Origin of the sequence: Nocardia yamanashiensis NBRC 100130, assembly GCF_001613325.1 — a bacterium.
GTDB lineage: Bacteria > Actinomycetota > Actinomycetes > Mycobacteriales > Mycobacteriaceae > Nocardia > Nocardia yamanashiensis.
Genome location: NZ_BDCD01000017.1, coordinates 278,875 through 297,150, shown reverse-complemented (window position 1 = coordinate 297,150; position 18,276 = coordinate 278,875). Strand labels below are relative to the sequence as shown.

At 68.7% G+C, this 18,276-nt stretch carries 18 protein-coding genes; 10 read left to right on the top strand and 8 right to left on the bottom strand.

Annotation, left to right across the window (positions count from 1 at the left end):
• From NY1_RS43065 to NY1_RS19850, 5 genes are all read right to left on the bottom strand, one after another.
• On the bottom strand, positions 1 to 171 hold the full coding sequence (locus tag NY1_RS43065; protein ID WP_157762367.1) for a hypothetical protein: 171 nt from the start codon (positions 169 to 171) through the stop codon (positions 1 to 3).
• Between the two features lie 81 nt (positions 172 to 252).
• Positions 253 to 1,332: a ferredoxin--NADP reductase gene (locus tag NY1_RS19865; protein WP_067715282.1), complete on the bottom strand. Its 1,080-nt coding sequence runs from the start codon at positions 1,330 to 1,332 to the stop codon at positions 253 to 255.
• Positions 1,329 to 2,222: an SDR family NAD(P)-dependent oxidoreductase gene (locus NY1_RS19860; protein WP_067715279.1), complete on the bottom strand. Its 894-nt coding sequence runs from the start codon at positions 2,220 to 2,222 to the stop codon at positions 1,329 to 1,331. Before NY1_RS19860 ends, NY1_RS19865 begins: the two co-directional genes overlap by 4 nt.
• Before the next feature lie 11 nt (positions 2,223 to 2,233).
• The gene (locus tag NY1_RS19855) at positions 2,234 to 3,118 is read right to left on the bottom strand and encodes a metal-dependent hydrolase (RefSeq protein WP_067715276.1); all 885 of its coding nucleotides are present in this window, start codon (positions 3,116 to 3,118) and stop codon (positions 2,234 to 2,236) included.
• A gap of 29 nt (positions 3,119 to 3,147) precedes the next feature.
• Positions 3,148 to 4,008, bottom strand: coding sequence for a metal-dependent hydrolase (locus NY1_RS19850; RefSeq protein WP_067715643.1), 861 nt, complete (start codon positions 4,006 to 4,008; stop codon positions 3,148 to 3,150).
• A 124-nt stretch (positions 4,009 to 4,132) separates the two neighbouring features.
• Here NY1_RS19850 and NY1_RS19845 point away from each other — a divergent pair, with 124 nt between their 5' ends.
• On the top strand, positions 4,133 to 4,849 hold the full coding sequence (locus tag NY1_RS19845) for a TetR/AcrR family transcriptional regulator (protein ID WP_067715274.1): 717 nt from the start codon (positions 4,133 to 4,135) through the stop codon (positions 4,847 to 4,849).
• Here the strand turns inward: NY1_RS19845 and NY1_RS19840 are convergent.
• On the bottom strand, positions 4,846 to 5,490 hold the full coding sequence (locus NY1_RS19840) for a TetR/AcrR family transcriptional regulator (protein ID WP_067715272.1): 645 nt from the start codon (positions 5,488 to 5,490) through the stop codon (positions 4,846 to 4,848). The two genes, NY1_RS19845 and NY1_RS19840, sit on opposite strands and share 4 nt — an antisense overlap.
• Positions 5,491 to 5,575: 85 nt before the next feature.
• On the opposite strand from NY1_RS19840, the gene NY1_RS19835 reads away from it, so the two are divergent.
• From NY1_RS19835 to NY1_RS19825, 3 genes are all read left to right on the top strand, one after another.
• Positions 5,576 to 6,553: an NAD(P)H-dependent flavin oxidoreductase gene (locus tag NY1_RS19835; RefSeq protein WP_067715270.1), complete on the top strand. Its 978-nt coding sequence runs from the start codon at positions 5,576 to 5,578 to the stop codon at positions 6,551 to 6,553.
• 335 nt (positions 6,554 to 6,888) lie between these two features.
• Positions 6,889 to 7,752, top strand: coding sequence for a MinD/ParA family ATP-binding protein (locus tag NY1_RS19830; protein ID WP_157762364.1), 864 nt, complete (start codon positions 6,889 to 6,891; stop codon positions 7,750 to 7,752).
• A 548-nt stretch (positions 7,753 to 8,300) separates the two neighbouring features.
• A complete protein-coding gene (locus NY1_RS19825) occupies positions 8,301 to 9,974 on the top strand; it encodes a cutinase family protein (protein WP_067715265.1) in 1,674 nt (557 codons plus the stop codon).
• A 27-nt stretch (positions 9,975 to 10,001) separates the two neighbouring features.
• Here the strand turns inward: NY1_RS19825 and NY1_RS19820 are convergent, their stop codons facing one another.
• Positions 10,002 to 11,243, bottom strand: a complete 1,242-nt coding sequence (locus tag NY1_RS19820; protein WP_067715262.1) for an MFS transporter — start codon at positions 11,241 to 11,243, stop codon at positions 10,002 to 10,004.
• Positions 11,244 to 11,350: 107 nt separating this feature from the next.
• The gene (locus NY1_RS19815) at positions 11,351 to 12,127 is read right to left on the bottom strand and encodes a Mut7-C RNAse domain-containing protein (protein WP_067715259.1); all 777 of its coding nucleotides are present in this window, start codon (positions 12,125 to 12,127) and stop codon (positions 11,351 to 11,353) included.
• A gap of 142 nt (positions 12,128 to 12,269) precedes the next feature.
• Between NY1_RS19815 and NY1_RS19810 the strand changes: the two genes are divergently transcribed.
• From NY1_RS19810 to NY1_RS19785, 6 genes are all read left to right on the top strand, one after another.
• A complete protein-coding gene (locus tag NY1_RS19810; protein WP_067715256.1) occupies positions 12,270 to 12,476 on the top strand; it encodes a hypothetical protein in 207 nt (68 codons plus the stop codon).
• Between the two features lie 364 nt (positions 12,477 to 12,840).
• Entirely contained in the window at positions 12,841 to 13,239 is a 399-nt protein-coding gene (locus tag NY1_RS19805; RefSeq protein ID WP_067715253.1) for a hypothetical protein, read from the top strand.
• Between the two features lie 154 nt (positions 13,240 to 13,393).
• Positions 13,394 to 14,968 carry a condensation domain-containing protein gene (locus NY1_RS19800; protein WP_233434393.1) on the top strand — a complete coding sequence of 525 codons (1,575 nt, stop codon included), beginning with the start codon at positions 13,394 to 13,396 and terminating at the stop codon, positions 14,966 to 14,968.
• Positions 14,969 to 14,971: 3 nt separating this feature from the next.
• Positions 14,972 to 16,492: a glycosyltransferase gene (locus NY1_RS44635; protein WP_067715248.1), complete on the top strand. Its 1,521-nt coding sequence runs from the start codon at positions 14,972 to 14,974 to the stop codon at positions 16,490 to 16,492.
• Positions 16,489 to 17,442, top strand: a complete 954-nt coding sequence (locus NY1_RS19790; RefSeq protein ID WP_067715245.1) for an ATP-binding cassette domain-containing protein — start codon at positions 16,489 to 16,491, stop codon at positions 17,440 to 17,442. Before NY1_RS44635 ends, NY1_RS19790 begins: the two co-directional genes overlap by 4 nt.
• Positions 17,439 to 18,272 (top strand): ABC transporter permease, encoded by an 834-nt coding sequence (locus NY1_RS19785; protein ID WP_067715242.1) that lies wholly within the window; start codon positions 17,439 to 17,441, stop codon positions 18,270 to 18,272. Before NY1_RS19790 ends, NY1_RS19785 begins: the two co-directional genes overlap by 4 nt.
• Positions 18,273 to 18,276 lie beyond the last annotated feature (4 nt).

Here is an 18,276-nt window from a genome sequence, read left to right as displayed (position 1 = left end):
TCAGTCGGAGTCGGGGGCCCGATGCCGCCCGCCGTTCGGTAAACCGGCCGGACTGGGGAGTTCGAGGGTGGGCGGATCGGCGTGGTCGGCGCGCAGGCGGGCACAGAACGCCTCGAGGCTGCCGTAGCGGTGCAGTATCTCGGCTAGCAGACGCTGAGTGGTCGTCACCATTCTCGGTTCGTCACCCGGTGGCGGGTGGATGTGACAGATTGTGCCAAACGCCAAGTCGGGCAGTTGGTTTCCCGCGGGAAGCTACTGATCGAAGACAATCCGGACATCGTCCGATTCGGGCAGGGTCTGGCAGGCCAGGGTGAGTCCCATGGCGATCTCCTCGTCGATGAGCGCCTCGTTCATGATCATGCGGGTGCGGCCGTCCCGCACCCGGCACACGCAGGTGCCGCAGGCGGATTCGCGGCAGACGTACGGGGCGTCGATGCCGTTGTCCAGCAGGACATCCAGCAGTTTGCGGTCGCGCGGCCAGGGCAGGGTGTGGGTGGAGCCGTCGATCTCCACCCGTACAGTCCCCGTACCGTTCGCCGTGACGGCGGGTTCCTCCCGGCGGGGCGGGGCGCCGTCGGACAGCTCGGACGGTGCGACCGCGACCGGACGCTCGAACGGATTGTCGGTGAGTGACCGGTACTCCTCGCGATGGATTGCGCGAGCGGGCACGCGTAAGTAGGCGAGTGCCCGGGTGGTCACCGTGGCGAAACCTTGGGGGCCGCAGAGAAATACGTCGTACTTCCGGTACGGCCGCAGCATGGTGGCCAGCCCTTGCGTACCGGGCAATCCGCGCTCGGATTCCAGCCAGTGCAGTACCACCAACCGGCGCGGATACCGCCTGGTCAGCTCGCGCAGCTGCCGCTCGAAGATGATCGACGCCCGATCCCGGTTCGCGTACAGCACCACCACCCGCCCGCGCCCCGTCGCCAGCGCCGACTTGGCGATCGACATGATCGGCGTGATCCCGCTGCCCGCCGCGCACAGCAGGAAATCGCGATCCAGGGAACGCGGCGAGAAGTTCCCCGCCGGTTCCAGCACGGTGAGTATCGACCCCGCGGAAACGTTGTCGCACAACCAGTTCGAGGCGTACCCGCCAGCCGTCCGCTTCACCGTGACCGCCGGCCGGTCGTCGCAGTGCGGGCTGCTGGAGAGCGAATAGCAGCGCGCCACCGATCCGGTGCGCTCGCTCGGCACCCGCACCGTCAGGAATTGCCCGGGCGCGTAGGCGAATCGGCCGCTCAGATCGGCGGGCACATCGAAGATCAGCGAGACCGCGTCGGCGGTCTCGCTGACGACTTCGCGCACCTTGATCCGGTGTGCGCGTGCGCTCATCCGGCCCCGCCCCGGCCGAGCAGCAGTTCACCCACGGCCTGGATGCGATCCATCGAAAGCGGTTGCGTCAGCCGTCGATTCACCCCGGGCGCGAGCCGCATGAGGAAGTACCCCAGCCATGCCTCGGTGCGCACCGGCACCACCGCCAGATCGAAGCGGATGGCCCGCTCCACCGCCCGCGCCACCAGGTCCGGGCTCATGGGCGCGACCGGCAGCCGTTCGGCCAGCTGCTGCAATTGCTCGGTGATCCACTGCCCGCGTTCCAGCAGCGCCGGATCCACGCCCACCGCGACGGCGTGCCGCGCGATATTCGTATTGATCACGCCCGGGCAGATGGCGCTCACGCCAACGCCTTTCGGCGCAAGTTCCAGCCGCAGGCATTCGGTGAGCATCTTCACCCCGGCCTTGGACACCGAGTACGCCGACATCACCGGGGTGGGCGTGAACGCCGCCGCCGAGGCGATGTTCACGATGTGCCCGCGCTGCCGCGCCTCGACCATCTGCCGTCCGAAGGTCCGGCAGCCGTACACCACGCCGAGCAGGTTGACGCTCAGCTGCCGATCCCAGTCCGCCGGCTCCAGGTCCAGAAAGGCCCCGCTGACCAGCATTCCGGCATTGTTGACCAGCACGTTCGCCACGCCGTAGTCCGCGCACACGTCCCGGGCGAACAGCTCCCAGGCCGCCGGATCGGTGACGTCGAGCTGCATGGCCACCGCCCGCCCGCCGGCATCGGTGATCCCGGTGGCGGTGGCCACGGCGGCCGCCTTGTCGATATCGGAGACGATGACCTGCGCCCCGCCCCGGGCGAAGCGCCGCGCCACCGCGCGCCCGATGCCGCTGCCGGCGCCGGTCACCACCACCAGTTCGGGGTTGATATTGTTGAGCTTCAACGGATTACCTCTCAGCCGATCCGGTCCAGCAGTTCGCCGTCCGCGCCGAACAGCTCCTGCCGCCACTGCTCGAGGAGGTCATCGGTATCGATATCGTCGGGATGGAAACCCGGTCGCAGATAAGGCCGCATCTCCTTCAGCAGTCCCCGCACGATCGGCCCGCGCACCAGCGCCACCGACTGCCGCGCCACTTTCAACGGCCGCCAGCTGCGCGGATCGCTCAGGATCGAGGCCAGAATCCCCACGGACACCGCGGGAATGGTGAGGTAGTACATCCCCGCCATCACCCCGATCCGCACGGCTTCCGGCCCGCCCCGGTCCCGGAACACGTCGAAGGCCACCGACTTGTGCTCGAGCTCCTCGAAGGCGTGCCAGTTCAACAGGTTCCACACCTCCGGATCGCCGGGGATGTCCTGGATCTCCTGGGTGCCCAGCACCCGCTTGGCCAGCGTCGCGGTGTAGTGCTCGGCGGCCGCGGTGAAGGCCAGGTGCACATGCCGCGGCACCAGGTTCTCCACCATGATCACGCCGCGCTCGCGCAGCGCGCCCGGTCCGAAGGTGAACAGCCGGACGATGGGAAAACCGTTGTGTATCAACTGATCGTTGAGCGCGCGATGCTGCTGCCCGTGCACGGCTTCCTGGCCGATGAAGCCGGCCACCCGCTTCTTGAGCACCGGATCGGTGATCTCGCCGGAGAACTTGCGCACCGAGCGGATGAACGATTCCTCGCCCGGCGGGAAAGCCCCCGACAGCACCGCGATCAGATGGGTGAGCGGAATATCGTCCTGGACGAAATGATGCGCCATCGGCTCGGGCTGCCCGAACCGGAATCGCATGCGCCGCACCTTCGGGTACGGGTCGAGGGACGTGCTTGCCTGGTTGCGACCGATCGCCATTGGTCGGTCCTTTCTCTCTGGAGTTATGGCTATTTCAAGTGGTCGTTGAGGACGCCGTTCTCGCCGAAGAGCTCACGCTGCCAATGGCCGAGCAGGGCGGAGGTGTCGATATCGTCGGGATGGAAACCGGGCCGCAGATACTTCGCCAGCTCCGGCATCAGCCCGCGGAACAGCGGACCGGTGAACAGCCGGTACGCCTCGCGCGCCACCCGCACCGGCTGCCGTCGCGCCGCCGGATCGCGGGCCAGCGAAACCGCCAGGCTCGCATAGGTCAACGGCAGGGTGAGCGCGTACATGGCGGCCATGACGCCGATCCGGGTGCGCTCGTCGCCGCCCGCGGCGCGGAAGACGTCGAAGGCCACCGATTTGTGCTCGAGTTCTTCCAGCGCATGCCAATTCAGCAGATTCCACACCTCCGGATCGCCCGGAATGGCCTGCAGTTCGGGGCTGGACAGCACCCGCTGCGCCAGCACCGCGGTGTAGTGCTCGGCGGCGGCCGTCATGGCCAGGTGCACCACCGCGGGCAGCCGCTGTTCCAGGCGCAGCATGCGCTCCTTGGCGCGTTCGGAGTCCAGCCATTCGATGGGATAACCCATTTCGACGAGTTTGTCGTTGAGCCGCCGGTGTTCCTGGCCGTGCATGGCCTCCTGGCCGACGAAGCCGGTGACGCGTTTCTTCAGGGTGGGATCGGTGACGAGTTCGGCGACCCGGCGGACCGAGCGGATGAACGATTCCTCGCCGGCCGGGAAGCCGCCGGACATGCCCGCCACGAAATGGCTGAACACCATGTCGTCGTCGACGAAGTAGCGATCGCCGGAATGCTGTTGTCCGAAGCGGAAAGTGATGCGCCGGGTCTTGGGATACCCGGTCGCGGGAAGGGTATTGACCATCTGGACCATCCTTGGTGCAACACTGAGTACCTAGTACTGAGTGTTCGATGTGAGGTCAGTGTAGGATTGTCCCAGACAGTCTGCAAGGGGGTTCGCCGTAACGGATCGAATTACAATCTGGCGCATGGCCTCCCATCCACCTCACGAGCGTCCGGGTGAGCTCAAAGGTGATGCCAGGCATGACCGCTGGCACTCGCACCGCGCCACCGTGCGAGCCGAACTCATCGAGGCCACCATTCGCGCCATCGACGCGCACGGGCCCGAGCTCTCCATCGACGATGTGGTGAAAACCGCTGGTATACCGCGCCCCAAGCTGTACCGGTTCTTCGGCGACAAGGTGGAGCTGCTGGCCGCGGTGAGCGGGCGGGTACAGCAGCTGATCGTGGAACGGGTGACCCCGCACCTGGATCCGGCCGGACCGGTGCGCGACGGCATCCGGACCGCGCTCATCGCCTATATCGAACTGGTCGCCGAGCGCCCCAACCTGTTTCGCTTCATCGTCAGCTCGCAGGTGGTGACCGCGTTCGGCGCCACCCGGCTGCTCGAGGACGGGCGGCCACTGTCCGATACGGTCGCGGACTTCTTCTCCGGGCTGCTGCGGCTGCGCGGCGCGAACGGTGATCACACCCAGTACGCCGTGGACGCCATGCTCGGCGCGATCGGGCTGGGAGTGCTGCGCTGGCTCAACGAACCGGTCATCACCGCCCGGGAACTGGCCGAGGAGCTGACCGCTTTCGCCTGGGGCGCGATCGCGTCGACGGCCCAATCCCGTGGTCTCACACTGCATCCCGACGAACCGCTGACCGGGCGGCCGGCGCTGAGCGAACCGGCCGAGCGTTAGCCGTGCAGTTCGCGCTGCACGGTCGCGGTGATCTCGCTGGCGGTCAGGATCATGGCGCACAGGAAGTCGATCAACTGGGCGCGTTCGATGGCGAGGTCGCCGCGCAGCCATTCGGTGAGGATCTCCAGGCCGCCGAAAGAGACGGTGCGGGCGGCCAATTCGGCGTACACGCCGGTGACCGCGGCCGCGCCGAGCAACTCCCGGCCCTGGTCGAGCATGACCGTCGTGGCGGTGCCGACCAGTTCGGCCCGGCGGGCGCGCAGCTCCTCGGTCGTCTGTAGTTCCAGGAACAGCCGTCGCCGCAGCGGATCGTCGGCCACGATGGCGACCACGGTCTCGATGACGGCGCGCAGCCGCAGCCGGGTATCGGAAGGAGTGGCGGCCAAGGGCGCGAGCATCTCGGCGGTGATGGCGGCCAGTTGCTCGTCGAGCAGTTCGCGGAGCAACTGGTCGGTATCGGTGAAGCTCTCGTAGAAGTACCGATCGTTCAATCCCGCGCGGGCGCACAGGGCCCGCACCTTGAGCCCGGCCGAACCCTGCTCCGCGATGAGTTCCCCCGCGGCCGCGAGCAGGCGCGCCCGCCGTTCCCGCCGCCGCTGGTCGGCGCTGAGTCCGGCGTATCGACCCGTGGCTGCCGTCACATCTCCGCCTCGTTCATTGCCCGCCCCCACACTGTGGTGAACACTATCACCAGATTTTGTTCACCACCGCAGCAAGGACCGATCCATGACCCTGCCGTCCATCCTGTCCGCGCGCCTGCGCCTGCCCGCCGTCGCCTCGCCCATGTTCATCGTGTCCGGGCCGGAACTGGTGATCGCGCAATGTCAGGCCGGGATCGTCGGATCCTTCCCGTCGCTGAATGCCCGCCCGCAGTCGCAGTTCCGCGAATGGCTGGTGCGGATCAACGAGGAACTGGCCAAGTGGGATGCCGATAATCCCGAGCAGCCGGCCGCGCCCTACGCGGTGAACCTCATCGTGCACAAGAGCAATGACCGGCTTGAGGAAGACCTCGCCACCGTCGTGGAATTCCAGGTGCCGATCGTCATCACCTCGCTGGGCGCGCGGCCGGACGTGAACGAGGCGGTGCACTCCTACGGCGGCATCGTGCTGCACGACGTGATCAACGACTTCTTCGCGCGCAAGGCCGTCGAGCGCGGGGCCGACGGGCTCATCGCGGTGGCGGCGGGCGCGGGCGGGCACGCCGGACCGCAGTCGCCGTTCGCGCTGGTGCAGGAGATCCGGGCCTGGTTCGACGGGCCGCTGCTGCTGTCGGGGTCCATCGCGCACGGCCGTTCGATTCTGGCCGCGCAGGCCGCCGGGGCCGATCTGGCTTACATCGGTTCGGCTTTCATCGCCACCGACGAGGCCAATGCGGTGCCGGGCTACAAGCAGATGATCGTGGATTCGGCGGCGGGGGACATCGTCTACTCCAACTTGTTCACCGGGGTACACGGGAACTATCTGCGCGGCAGCATCACCGCCGCGGGCATGGATCCGGACAATCTCGGCCAGTCCGATCCTTCCGCAATGGATTTCGGCACCGGGGAATCCGAATCCGCCACGCCGGGGGCCAAGCCCTGGAAGGATATCTGGGGTTCGGGTCAGGGCATCGGCGCCGTGGACGCGGTGGTGCCCACCGCCGCGATCGTCGCCCGGCTGACTCGGGAATACGCCGCGGCGAAGGAGCGGCTCGCGAGCCTGTAGCCGAAGTGCGGGCGGGATATTCGTTCCGAATGCCCGTTTCGGTAAGATCGGTGTAATACTATCGGTCGGCATCGAAAGAGATTGCACGGCAATTCTTTCCGATGCCGACCGTTTGTGTGCGCCGGTAGGGGGTGTGCGAGAACAGAAGACAGGCACTTCATCGAAGACGTCGTAGCGCAGGGGCAATTCGTCGATACGGTGTGGGTGTTGGATGCGACCCGAACGCGCTGCGGGTCATACACGCGCGGATGACGCCGCCGGAGTCGTCGTGCGCGCGGTGGTGGCCACTGTTGATTCCGCAGATTTGAATGCTGCTCGCACATAAGGAATCTCGCGTGTACGACCCATTCCCCGATCACCCCGCCGAGCTTTCCGCGACTCCGACCGACCTTTCGCTGCTGCTCCGGCCCGCCCCGCCCGGCACCCCCACCGATCGCATCCGACTGCACGGCGGCAAGGGCTACATGCTGTGGGCCGATGTGCCGCCGGCCTTGGTCATGGGCAGTTCCGGCGGTTCCGGAGCGACCACCACCGCGCTCGGAATCGCGGCCGCCGCATACGAATCCGGCGGTCATTCGCCGATCGTGGTGGACGCCACCGCCACCGGCGGCGATCTGGCCCGGCGCGGCTGCGACACCGTCGATCCGGCGGGCACGGTGCAGTCCTGGCTGAATATGACCCACCGCAATCTGGTGTCAACCGTGCTGGACAGCTGCGGTGAGAACAGCGCCAATGTCGGCGTGCTCCCGCGCGGCCCGGAAGCCCTGCCCCGCCGCGAAAGCTACGCCTCGGTCCACCGCGACCTCAGCGGCGCGGGCTGCCTGCCCGTCTACGACGGCGGCGCGCCCATCACCAATCGCGCGGTGGCCCCCCTGCTCTGCGACCCCCGCATCGCCCTGGTGATCACCATCGCCGCCCGCCCCGACGCCGTGAACCGCCTGAAACCGGCCCTGATCTGGCTCGACGACAACTACAGCCAGTACCACCTGGCCGACGCCGTCATCGTCGTCACCAGGCAACACCCCAAAGACGGCCCCCTCATCGCCGAACACACCCGCACCTACCTGGGCGAAGTGGTCCGCGGCGTCACCGAAATCCCCTACGACCCCCACCTCGCCTCCGGCGGCCCCGTCAGCTGGAAGAAGCTGGCCCCGCCCACCCGCGCCGCCTACCGCCAGGTGGTGAGCCTGCTCAGATAGCCCGCACGGCGCGCCCCCAGGTGCCACACGACGGCGTAAATCGCGAAACCGACAGCGCCCCACCGAATAGCACCCACGAGCGCAGCCCGCACGAGATCGTAGCCACCGGACCGGACGTACGCGGTGAGGGCATGCGTCACCCCGAAGGCCACGAAAACCAGCACCCACCGCCGCGGCCCCCGCCCGAGCCCCGGGCGCGGCGGCCCCGGCAGCGTCCGGCGATCAGTCCCGGCAGCGGCAGGCAGTGGCGTAAGGGCAGGGCCGCTGCGGGGTGGGCGAGGGTGAACGGCACCGTCGCAGCATGCCGTGCGCGGGCCTGTTCGGACGGGATCGCACGGTATCGCCACAAAGAATTTTCGATCCCCGCGTAAAACCGTCTGACATGGGATGATTCCCGGGATTCGGGGTCCGAGGGGGCGCTGTTCGGGGGTGGCGGGTCGTTCGCATGAGTAACGCCGGGGCGGCGGGGTGCGACGTCTCCCCTGACATGACAGGCGTCGGGGCCCTGTCCATCCACTTGCGGCTTTTTCTCGAATGGGGTTCTGGGCATGGCTTTCGGCGAGTTCGTGCAGAGACAACGCGCCTTGCTGGCAAAAAACAAGAAGATCACGGCGTCCGCTTCGGCACTCGGGGTGCTGGGCGTGGCGACCATCGTGGCCGCGTCGTGGTCGCTGACCGCCTCGCACACCACCGAGAGCGCGGACCCGGCACTGCGCGCTTCGGTGACGGAATGCCATGACATGGTGACCATTTCGGTGGCGGGGCGCGGTGATACGCCGGTCGCGGGCACCACCAGGATGCTGGTGGACGCCAACGGCAACGAGCTGCCGGCCGCGGTGTCGGGGGATCACTCCAGCCAGTGGCTCGATCCGGTGGTCAATGCGCCGCGCGCCGCCGAGGGCGAGGACTCCTACCAGGCCGTCTATATCGCCTACCCGGCGAACATGGCCAGCTACGAGGACGCCGTGAACACCGGTGTCGCCAATACCCAGCAGGTCATGCGGGATATCTCGGTGGCCTGCCCGAACACCAAGTTCTCGATCGTGGGCTACAGCGAAGGCGCGGACGTGGTGCGCCGGGTGGCCATGAAGATCGGCAATGGCGAACCGGACGCCAACGGGCGCTACGAGACCGTCAATCCCGACGATGTGGTCGGCGTCGTCATCCTCGCCGACTCGGGGCGTTCCGAGGGCGAAGGGCCGTTCATCGGGGCCAAGAACCCGTACGGCAACCCGGACAACTTCGATACCAAGTACCAGAACGGCACCGGCTCGGCGAGCGGCTCGGGTGCGCTGCCCGGCAACTCCGGCGGGTTCGGCAAACTGGGCGGCAAGATCGCGTCCTTCTGCTCCGACGGCGACCTCACCTGCGCCGCGCCCAAGAACATCTCGCTGCTGCAGCTGGTGGTGAACGTGGGCCGGCAGATCAATGCCGACCAGCTGGAGAAGGAAGGGCTGAACCCGGTCACCGGCCAGGACGTCGCGGTCAACCTCGCCAATATCGCCATGAAGGCGTTCGCCGACATCCAGTCCCAGAAGAACTGGATGGCCTCCGACGAGACCTTCCTGTCGGTGCTGCTGCGCGTCTCGGACCCGAACTACAAGCCGGGTGAATCCAAGCCGCAGACCCAGCAGGCGGATTCCATTGCCGCCGAGAACATGTCGCCGCTGGCCTACCTGCCGCAGAAGGTCTTCAACGAGATCATCGGGCTGATCACCACCAACCAGAACACCATTCCGGTCATCCTGAGCGACCCGTACAACCTGACCCTGGGCCCCAACGGCACCGGCCATCACTTCGACTACTGGCGTGACGCGAAGCCCGAGGACGGCAAGCAGCTGACCTCCGCCGAATACGCCGCCGCCTGGCTGACCGAACTGGCCAAGAAGGCGCAGGCCGGGGAACTGAAGACCACCACCACGACCAAGCCCGCCGAGAAGGCCGCACTGGCCGCCAGCTCCTCGGGTCAGCCGAGCACCACCACCGGCAAGCCCAGCACCACCTCAGGCACCACCACCTCGGGCGGCACCACGTCGGGCACCACGACCACCGCGCCGACCACGACCACGACCACCACGACCCCGGCCCCGCCGACGACCACCGTGGAAGCCGTGGCCCCGGCCACCACCACGCCGGAGGCGGTCAAGCCGACCACCACCGCACCCACCACCACGACGGTGCCGGCGACCACCGCGCCCGCCACCACGACGGCCGCGAAATAGCAACTGTCACACGGCCTTCCGTCCCACTCACCGGGGGACGGAAGGCCGTTCGCTATTTGGGCGCGGCTCCGGGGCCGCGGTCGCGGCCCGGAACGCCGCGGCGGTCTGCGGCACCAGCAGCGCGGCCACGATGCTCAGCGCCGGCCCGACCGCCATGGACTCGAAAGCCGTCGTGTACGAGGCGTGATCGGTCACCACACCGAACAGCAGCGGGCTGAGCACCCCGGCCAGCTGCCCGCCGAAGATGATCACGCCGGTGGCCGCGCCGATATAGCTGCTCGGCAGCGCGCGCAGCGGAACCGCGAAGGCGGGCATGAACGCCAGCCCCGCCAGGAACGTCATCACCGATCCGGTGAGCACGAACAGCGGGAAGAACCCGACCCGCGGCAGTACGAACAGCAGTATCGAGGTCAGCATCATGGCCGGCACCACCAGCAGCCGCGGATGCCCGCCCAGCCGATCCGACAGCCGCGCGCCCAGCACCACGCCGGCCGCCGCGGCCAGCGTGGACGGCACCGCGGCGATCGCAACGACGGTCATCGACAGCCCGCGATCCTCGTGCAGGAAGGTCGGCAGCCACGCGGTCACGCCCCACACCAGCACGTCGTAGCCGAAGAAGATGACCGCGAACCCGAGCAGCGCGGGCGACAGCAGCACCCGCCGCCGGGCGGCGGCGTCCACCCCGGCCATCGGATGGACGCCGTCCTGCGGCAGCGGTTCCGGCATCCAGCGCCGCCAGGCCAGGATCACCGCCACGCCCAGCACCGAGATGATCGCGAACATGGCCCGCCACCCGACGGTCGGCAACAGGATGCTGGCGATGACCGCGGCCAGCAGAATGCCCACCGCGTTCGAGGCATTGGTCCAGCCGGTGGCGGTGGTGCGCTGTTCGGGCGTGCTGCGCTCGGCCAGCGCCTTGATGGCCGCCGCCGGGAACACCCCCTGCACCAGGCCGAACAGGAAGCGCATGGCCAGCAGCGCCAGGAACGACCAGGCCACCGCGGTCAATCCGGTGAAGATCGACCACGCGATCAGGCCCACCACCCCGATCCGCACCGCGCCGTAGCGATCGGCGAGCAGTCCGCCCGGCACCTGCGCGGCGGCATAGGAGATGAAGAACACCGAGACGAGCAGACCCTGCTGGGTGTGATCGAGGCGCAGATCCTCGCCGATGTACGGCAGCGCGAAATTGATGACCGTCCGGTCGACGTAGTCGACGACCCACGCCGCGAAAAGCAGCACGATGGTCAGCCGGGTGGTGCGTGGCATCCTTGCCCCTTCATCGAACGCGAGGCAACGTGTCCTCTGGCAGGGTCGCGGATTGCGGGCCCTTCGGAATCCGCAGATTACCTACCGGCCGGGCACGTGGCTTGCCCTCAAACGTATGGGCCGGACGCCGCCGGCGCATCGGAATCGCGCCCTCCGGCGGGCGGCGCCTGCTGCCCGCCGTAGCCCGCCAGCGCCCGCGCCACGATCTCGTCGAGGCGGGCGTGATGCGCTCCCTTCCAATAGGTTTGGCCGCAATCGGCGCAGCGCGCGAAGCTGTCGTAGGTGCGGCCGGTGCTGTCGGGCAACAGCTCTCGCACCGATTCCTTGTCCGCCGGGCGCAGCACCCCGTTGCAGGAGGTGCAGCGCGTCCACGGGGTGAGCGGCGGGGCGAAACGCGACAGCACGTCCTCCAGCTGCTCGGCCGGTCGATGGCTGTAAATGTATGCGCCGGAGTAGATTTCGCGGCGGCGCAGCAGGCCCCGGTCGCGGGAGAGCAGCACCCGCTGCTCGGCGGCCGAACGGGCGGCCAGCGCGGCGTCGCCGATATCCGGGTTCTCGTAGGCGGCGTCGATGCCGAGCAGCCGCAGCCGCCGGGCGAGCGTGCCCAGGTGGATGTCGAGCAGGAAGCGCGGCGGTTGCGCGAGGGTCAGCGGCCGGGCGACCGCCAGTACGGTGACGGCCTCCCCGTCGACCGGCACATGACCCGGCCCGACCGTGCGGCCGTCGACCCGCAGCTCGCCCACCTCGGTGAGCGGCACCCCCAGCGACTCCACCACGTGCCCGAGGCTTGACACCCCGTCCACCCGCACCGCCCCGGCCGCGCGCTGCCCGACGAACACTTGCAACTCCGGCGCGACGGCGACCCTGATCTCCCCAGCGTTCACCCAGCCAGCATGCCAAAAGTCCAGGCCCGGCGGGCAACTCGTTTTCCCGGCGATTAGGCCGTGCCGGTCCGGGTAGAGCCAGGAACGGGCCGACGTCGCGGCCCACGGCAACACCCGGCTACTGCGAAAGGATTGATCGGCCATGCCAGATCCCAAGAATTCCGGACAATTCGGCAATCGGCCCGATACCGCGGAGCAGGCCAGCAAGGGCGGGAAGGCGAGCAGCGGCAGTTTCGGCAGCGCACGCGGCGCCGACCCGCGCGAGGCCGGCAGGAAGGGGGCGCAGGCCCAGCCGACCGCGGCCAAGCAGAAGGGCGGTCAGCGCAGCCATTCCCGCTCGGATTCGTAATCCGCGCCCGGTCGTGGGAGGGATCGCCGCCGGCGATCCCTCCCACGGGTTTTTTCCCGGAAGATCCGGACAATGTGAATTGACGTCGAATTTCAGCTGTGCGTGGCCTGGCGCACATTGAAGAGCCGCAGAACATTTCGTTAACCATTTGTTTGCGAGCCTGTGAGTTGCGGGGATCTGACTTTGGTGATTTTCTAGTTGCGCAGGTCGAATCGACCCACCGACGGAGCTGAGTTGTAAAACCCGTCGAGTGCCATTCCCGGCAGCGTCGCCAGCCGCACTCCTCCTCGGCCTGCCCGCTTCAAAACAGAAAGTCGCCGTGCTCCGGCGCACTCCCTGATGCAGGTTCGAAAGGACTCAGGCCGTGAACGCACCCTTTTTCAGCCGTGCCGCAACAGTTCTCGCCGGAATCGCGATCAGCCTCGCGGTCCCGGGCCTGGCTACCGCCGCGGAGGTGGGCGACGCCGCCGCGCCGCCCACCGACGCGGGCAGTTCGCAGACCGTCTTGCCGCAGCTCGGCAGCGGCAGCGCCGCACTGGGCACCGGCAGTTCCACCGCGGGTGGGGTGGCCGGGGCGCTGGGCACCGGCAGTGCCGCCGCCGGTTCGGTGGGCTCGCTGATCCCCGGTCCCGGATCGGTGCTGGGCCTGCTCGGCACCGGCAGCGGCGCGGCCAGCGGATCCGCGCAGGCGGGCGGCACCCTGGCCTCCGCGCTGGGTACCGGCAGCGCCGCGGCCGGATCCGGTTCCGCGGGTGCGAAATAGGCCGTCGAAGGCCGGATGGGTTCCCTGGTGCAACAGCACCTCTCAGCTATTAACTTCCAATTCGCCAGCACGGTTCATGGGCGCTAGCGCAATCATTCTGCGCACGATGATTTCTTTACGGAATTCGAACGCCCAACCGTAGGCACGAAATTCGATGAGGACCGTCGAGATGGAATACACCCACCTGTCCGAATTCGCCGTGCGCCCGGGAGCATTGACCCTGTGGCGACCGGAACTCGTCCCCGGCCACGATTGGACCCCGGACGATCGCCCGCTCACCAGCGTCCACGTCCGGCATTGCCAGGGCGCCGACGCCGCCGATCCGCGACCCGGGCGCGGGCGCTGGATCGGCACCATCTTCGAAATGGACGCGCCTTTCCATCCCGAGCAGTGGCGGGAAACCGTGCGGCTGTGGCACGTTCGCCACGAAGGACTGCGCACCACGCTCGCCCATCGCATCGAAGGCGAACCGGGCCGGCTGGTGTGCGCCGGGGAGGCGGTGACCGTCACCGACGAGCCGGTGCCCGGCGTCACCACGCCCGCCGCGCTCACCGCGTATCTCACCGACGCCCTCGAACTGCGGTTGTCGCCGCTGCAATGGCCGCACTGCCTGCTCGCCACCGTCGAGCACGACACCGCGGACTTCACCGTGCTGATCGCCGCCGACCATTCGGTCATGGACGCCTACTCGCAGGCCATCGTGATCCTGGAACTGCGCACCCTGTACCGCTCGGTGGCGGCCGGGGAGGCGGCCCGCGAATCGGTGACCTTCGGCAGCGCCGCGGATTTCGCCGCCTACGAACGCGCGGCCGCCGCCGCGCTCACCCCGTCCTGCGCCGGAGTGCAGCTGTGGCAGCGTTTTCTGGACGGTTCCGGCGGCATGCTCCCGCGCTTCGAACCCGCCATCACCCGCGGCAGCGACGCCCCCTCCGCCGATCCGCAGACCAGCGTCTCGCGGAAACTGCTGGAGCTGGCCGAACTCGAACGCATCGAGGAGGCCGTCACCGCGCGCGGCCATCGCCTGACCACGGCGGCGTTCACGGCACTGGCCATCGCCTATCGCCGCACCTTCGGCTATCTGTCCATGCGCGCGATCATGCCCATCGCCACCCGCCCCGATCTGAAGTGGCTGGAATCCATGGGCTGGTTCGTGAACGTCGTCCCCTTGGACATCACCCTGGCCCCCGATCTCGACCCGGACGCCTCCCTCGAATCCACCCGCACCGCGCTGCGCCGCTCCCGCGCCGCCAACGACACCACCTGGACCCGGGCCCTCGAGCTCCTGGACTGCACCGACCGCCCCCGCTTCGGCATCTCCTTCCTCGACATCCGCGTCCTCCCCGACTACCAGCTCGTCGAAGCCCTGCGCGGCCACACCCTGCGCGCCGAGTGCTACTCCGGCGACGAGGTCTTCTTCTGGATCGTCCGCGCCACCGACGGCCTCCGCCTCTCCACCCGCTTCCCCGCCGCCTTCCCGGCCGCCGAAATGGACCGCTTCCTCGCCGAATTCACCCGCGCCATGCGCGAATTCGCCGTCGGGCTGCCCACGGAAGAGCAGTCCGCGCCGCCGATCGCCACCCCGGCGGGGCAGGTCCCGGCCGCACTCACGCCATGCCCACCCGCCGCCGTCGTCCTCGGAACCGACGACCGGATCCCGGTCGAGCAGCCCGGAACCGCGGAAGCGAATCCGGCCAACGCCCCCCGGGTCTCCGCCCCGGCGCGGGTCTGAGCCATGCACGCCCTACTGGCCTTCGCGGGCAGCCGCGGTGACGCCCAACCGGGAATCCTGCTCGCACAGGAGCTCATCCGGCGCGGCCACCGCGTGACCCTCGCTGTCTCGCCGAATCTGGTCGGTCTGGCCGAAGGGCACGGCATCGAAGCCGCGTCTTTCGGCCTGGACAGCAGCGAGCTGCTGCGCGCCCAGCGCGACGACGAGCGCTTCACCGCCCGCAACCCGCTGCACCGCCTGCAAGCGGTGCTGGACCTGCAACGCCGCGGCTTCGCCGAAGCCGCACTGGATCTGCTCGCCATCGCCCGCACCGCCGACATCCTCGTCACCGGCATGGCGTGCGAGGAAGCTGCCGCCGAGGTTGCCCGCCACCGCGCAATCCCCTTGGCGGCCTTGCACTTCTTCCCGATCCAGCCCAACGGCGCGGTACCGGTCGTCCCGGCGGCTTGGGGCTCGCGGGTTCCCGCCGCTGCCAATCGCCTTGGTTGGCAGCTCCTCACCAAGGCGCGGGCCGCCGCCTTGTCACCCGAGATCACCGCGCTGCGAGCGGCGCTCGAGCGGGCGACGGCGGCCGCGCCGCGGGAGTCACGAGTGGTGCTGAGCGCGCGGTGGCCGAACACACTGGTCGATACGGTACCCGCAGCGGGCCCGCCGGTGGCCACCGACCGGCCCGGCCGGACGATGCCGACCCCGCGACTCGGATGGGCCGGTCTGCAGCCAGGTGCACTGTTCGCTTCGCTACCGGCTGCCGCTCGCGGTCTGACCCGCATCGGGGAGCTCGATCTTGTGCGCCGGGCCGCCGGTGCGAGCCATGCTGCCGCGCAGCGCGACGTCCGTGCTCCCCGTGGTGGTGTGCGCACCGTGCTGCATGCCTATGACGCCGAACTCTTTCCGGGGTTGGCGAATGAGCTCGGGGAGGCGTTCATCACCGGATTCCCGGTGGTCGAGGCGGACAGTGGGATCGGCGGGGACGCGGTGTTGAACCAATGGCTCGGGGCGGGCAGTGCGCCGGTCTATGCCGGGTTCGGATCCATGCCGGTGGCTGATCCAGCCGCTACCGCGCGGATGCTGCGGGAGGTGTGTGAGCGGCGCGGGATGCGACTGCTGCTGGCGGGGAACATGTTCCGAGGCGGCATCGACGGGGATGTTGCCGTGGTGAGTCAGGTCGATCATCAGGCGGTGTTGCCTCGGTGCTCGGTGGCCGTGCATCACGGCGGGGCCGGGACGACGGCGGCGGCGCTGCGGGCCGGGGTGCCGTCGGTGATTTGCTCGGTGCAGGCCGATCAGCCGTATTGGGGGCGGCAGCTCGAAAAGCTTGGGCTGGGTGTGGCATTGCCGTTCGCCCGGGTGACGGGGGAGCGGCTGGAGAGGGCGATGCGGCGGGCCGCGGAGCCGGAGATGGTGCTGCGGGCCGCTGCCTATGGGATGCGCTTTCGTGACGACGGGGTGGAACGTGCCGCTGCCGTCGTGGAATCCATTGCCCTGACGGGTGATTCGCCGAGCAAGATTGGAGAGATCCGATGACGGGTGAGATCGCCATCGAAACCCGGGGTCTGGGTAAGACTTTCGGTAGCACCACGGCCGTGGACGGCGTCGATCTGACTATCGAGGCGGGGACGGTGTTCGGGCTGCTGGGGCCGAACGGGGCGGGCAAGACGACCACCGTGCGTATGCTGGCCACGCTGTTGCGGCCGGATGCCGGGCACGCGAGCGTGTTCGGATACGACGTGCTGCGTGATGCCACCGCCGTGCGGTCGATGATCGGGCTGACGGGGCAGTACGCCGCGGTGGACGAGAATCTGACCGCGGTGGAGAACCTGCGGCTGTTCGGGCAGTTGCTGGGGATGACCCGGCGGGCCGCGAATCGGCGGGCGGAGGAGCTGCTCGAGGAGTTCGAGCTGACCACCGCCGCCAAGCGGCGGGTAGCCACCTTCTCGGGCGGCATGCGGCGGCGGCTGGATCTGGCGGCCACGCTGATCACGTTGCCGCCCTTGATCTTCCTGGACGAACCGACGACCGGCCTGGACCCGCACACGCGTGAACGCATGTGGTCGGTCGTGCGCCGACTGGTCGATCGCGGCGCGACCATTCTGCTCACCACCCAGTACCTGGAAGAGGCCGACGCGCTCGCCGACCGGATCGCCGTCATCGATCACGGGCGGGTGGTGGCCGAAGGCACCGCGAGTGAGCTGAAATCGTCGGTGGGGGAGGAGATGCTGCGCATCGACCTCGCCGATCCGGGACAGCGGCCGCTCGCCGAAGCAGCGGTGGAACGCATCACCGGCGTCACGCCGTTGCACGGTGATACGCCCGCCACACTCGCGATTCCCTTGCGCGACACCGATATCGCCGCCGATGTGGTGGCGGCCTGCCGGACCAGCGGCATCCGGCTGCGGGGCTTCGCCGTCGACCGGCCCGACCTCAACTCTGTATTCCTCACTCTCACCCAGCACGCGGACCGGAGGCTGACATGACCGTGCTCGCCGAATCACCCCTCGCGGTCCAGCCGGGGCCACGAATCGAACGCCGCCCCACCGTGATTCACGTGGGCCCGCGCGCCGCCCTGCGCCAATCGCTGATCATGGCCAAGCGCGGCATGCTGACCTTCCGGCACAGCCCGCAACTGCTCTACGACGCCGTGCTGCTGCCCATCATCGGCCCGCTGCTGTTCGGCAATGTGTTCGGCACCGCCATCGCGGGCAGCCTGCACGCCTACCTGCCGACCCTGGTGCCGGGCGTGCTGGTGCAGATCGTGCTCACCTCCTCGGTGGCCACCGGCGTACAGCTGTCGGAGGACATCCGCTCGGGCGTCTTCGACCGCTTCACCTCCATGCCGATCGCCCGATCCGCCTCCGTGACAGGCGCGTTGCTGGCCGGCGCCACCCGGTACGTGATCGCCGCGCTCATGGTCCTGCTGGTCGGGTTCGGCATGGGTTACCGCCCCGACCACCCCTTCGGCCTGATCGCCGGCGCGGGCCTGGTCGTACTGGCCACCACCGCCATGAGCTGGATCTTCGCCTTCATCGGCGTCACGATCGCCAGACCCGCTGCCGTACAGGGCATGTCGATGCTGGTGCTCACCTTCCTCTCCTTCGCCTCCAATGCCCTGGTCCCAGTCGAGGCCATGCCTGCCTGGCTGCGCCACGTCTCGGACTACAACCCCGTCTCGCATCTGGTGGCGGCCGTGCGCACGCTGGCCGACCACGGCACCCTCGGTTCCGACTTCGCCTGGTCGGCCGGGGCGGCCCTGCTCGTCGCGATCGTGTTCGCCCCCTTGACCGTCCGCACCCTGCGCGCCCGCTGATCGG

Excerpts from the sequence above, each read along its gene's own strand:
- NY1_RS19800 (WP_233434393.1), top strand. The coding sequence starts at position 13,394 with ATGAGGACCGTCGAGATGGAATACACCCACCTGTCCGAATTCGCCGTG.
- NY1_RS19785 (WP_067715242.1), top strand. The coding sequence starts at position 17,439 with ATGACCGTGCTCGCCGAATCACCCCTCGCGGTCCAGCCGGGGCCACGA.
- NY1_RS19845 (WP_067715274.1), top strand. The coding sequence starts at position 4,133 with ATGGCCTCCCATCCACCTCACGAGCGTCCGGGTGAGCTCAAAGGTGAT.
- NY1_RS19835 (WP_067715270.1), top strand. The coding sequence starts at position 5,576 with ATGACCCTGCCGTCCATCCTGTCCGCGCGCCTGCGCCTGCCCGCCGTC.
- NY1_RS19820 (WP_067715262.1), bottom strand. The coding sequence starts at position 11,243 with ATGCCACGCACCACCCGGCTGACCATCGTGCTGCTTTTCGCGGCGTGG.
- NY1_RS19825 (WP_067715265.1), top strand. The coding sequence starts at position 8,301 with ATGGCTTTCGGCGAGTTCGTGCAGAGACAACGCGCCTTGCTGGCAAAA.
- NY1_RS43065 (WP_157762367.1), bottom strand. The coding sequence starts at position 171 with ATGGTGACGACCACTCAGCGTCTGCTAGCCGAGATACTGCACCGCTAC.
- NY1_RS19810 (WP_067715256.1), top strand. The coding sequence starts at position 12,270 with ATGCCAGATCCCAAGAATTCCGGACAATTCGGCAATCGGCCCGATACC.
- NY1_RS19855 (WP_067715276.1), bottom strand. The coding sequence starts at position 3,118 with ATGGCGATCGGTCGCAACCAGGCAAGCACGTCCCTCGACCCGTACCCG.
- NY1_RS19790 (WP_067715245.1), top strand. The coding sequence starts at position 16,489 with ATGACGGGTGAGATCGCCATCGAAACCCGGGGTCTGGGTAAGACTTTC.
- NY1_RS44635 (WP_067715248.1), top strand. The coding sequence starts at position 14,972 with ATGCACGCCCTACTGGCCTTCGCGGGCAGCCGCGGTGACGCCCAACCG.
- NY1_RS19865 (WP_067715282.1), bottom strand. The coding sequence starts at position 1,332 with ATGAGCGCACGCGCACACCGGATCAAGGTGCGCGAAGTCGTCAGCGAG.
- NY1_RS19850 (WP_067715643.1), bottom strand. The coding sequence starts at position 4,008 with ATGGTCAATACCCTTCCCGCGACCGGGTATCCCAAGACCCGGCGCATC.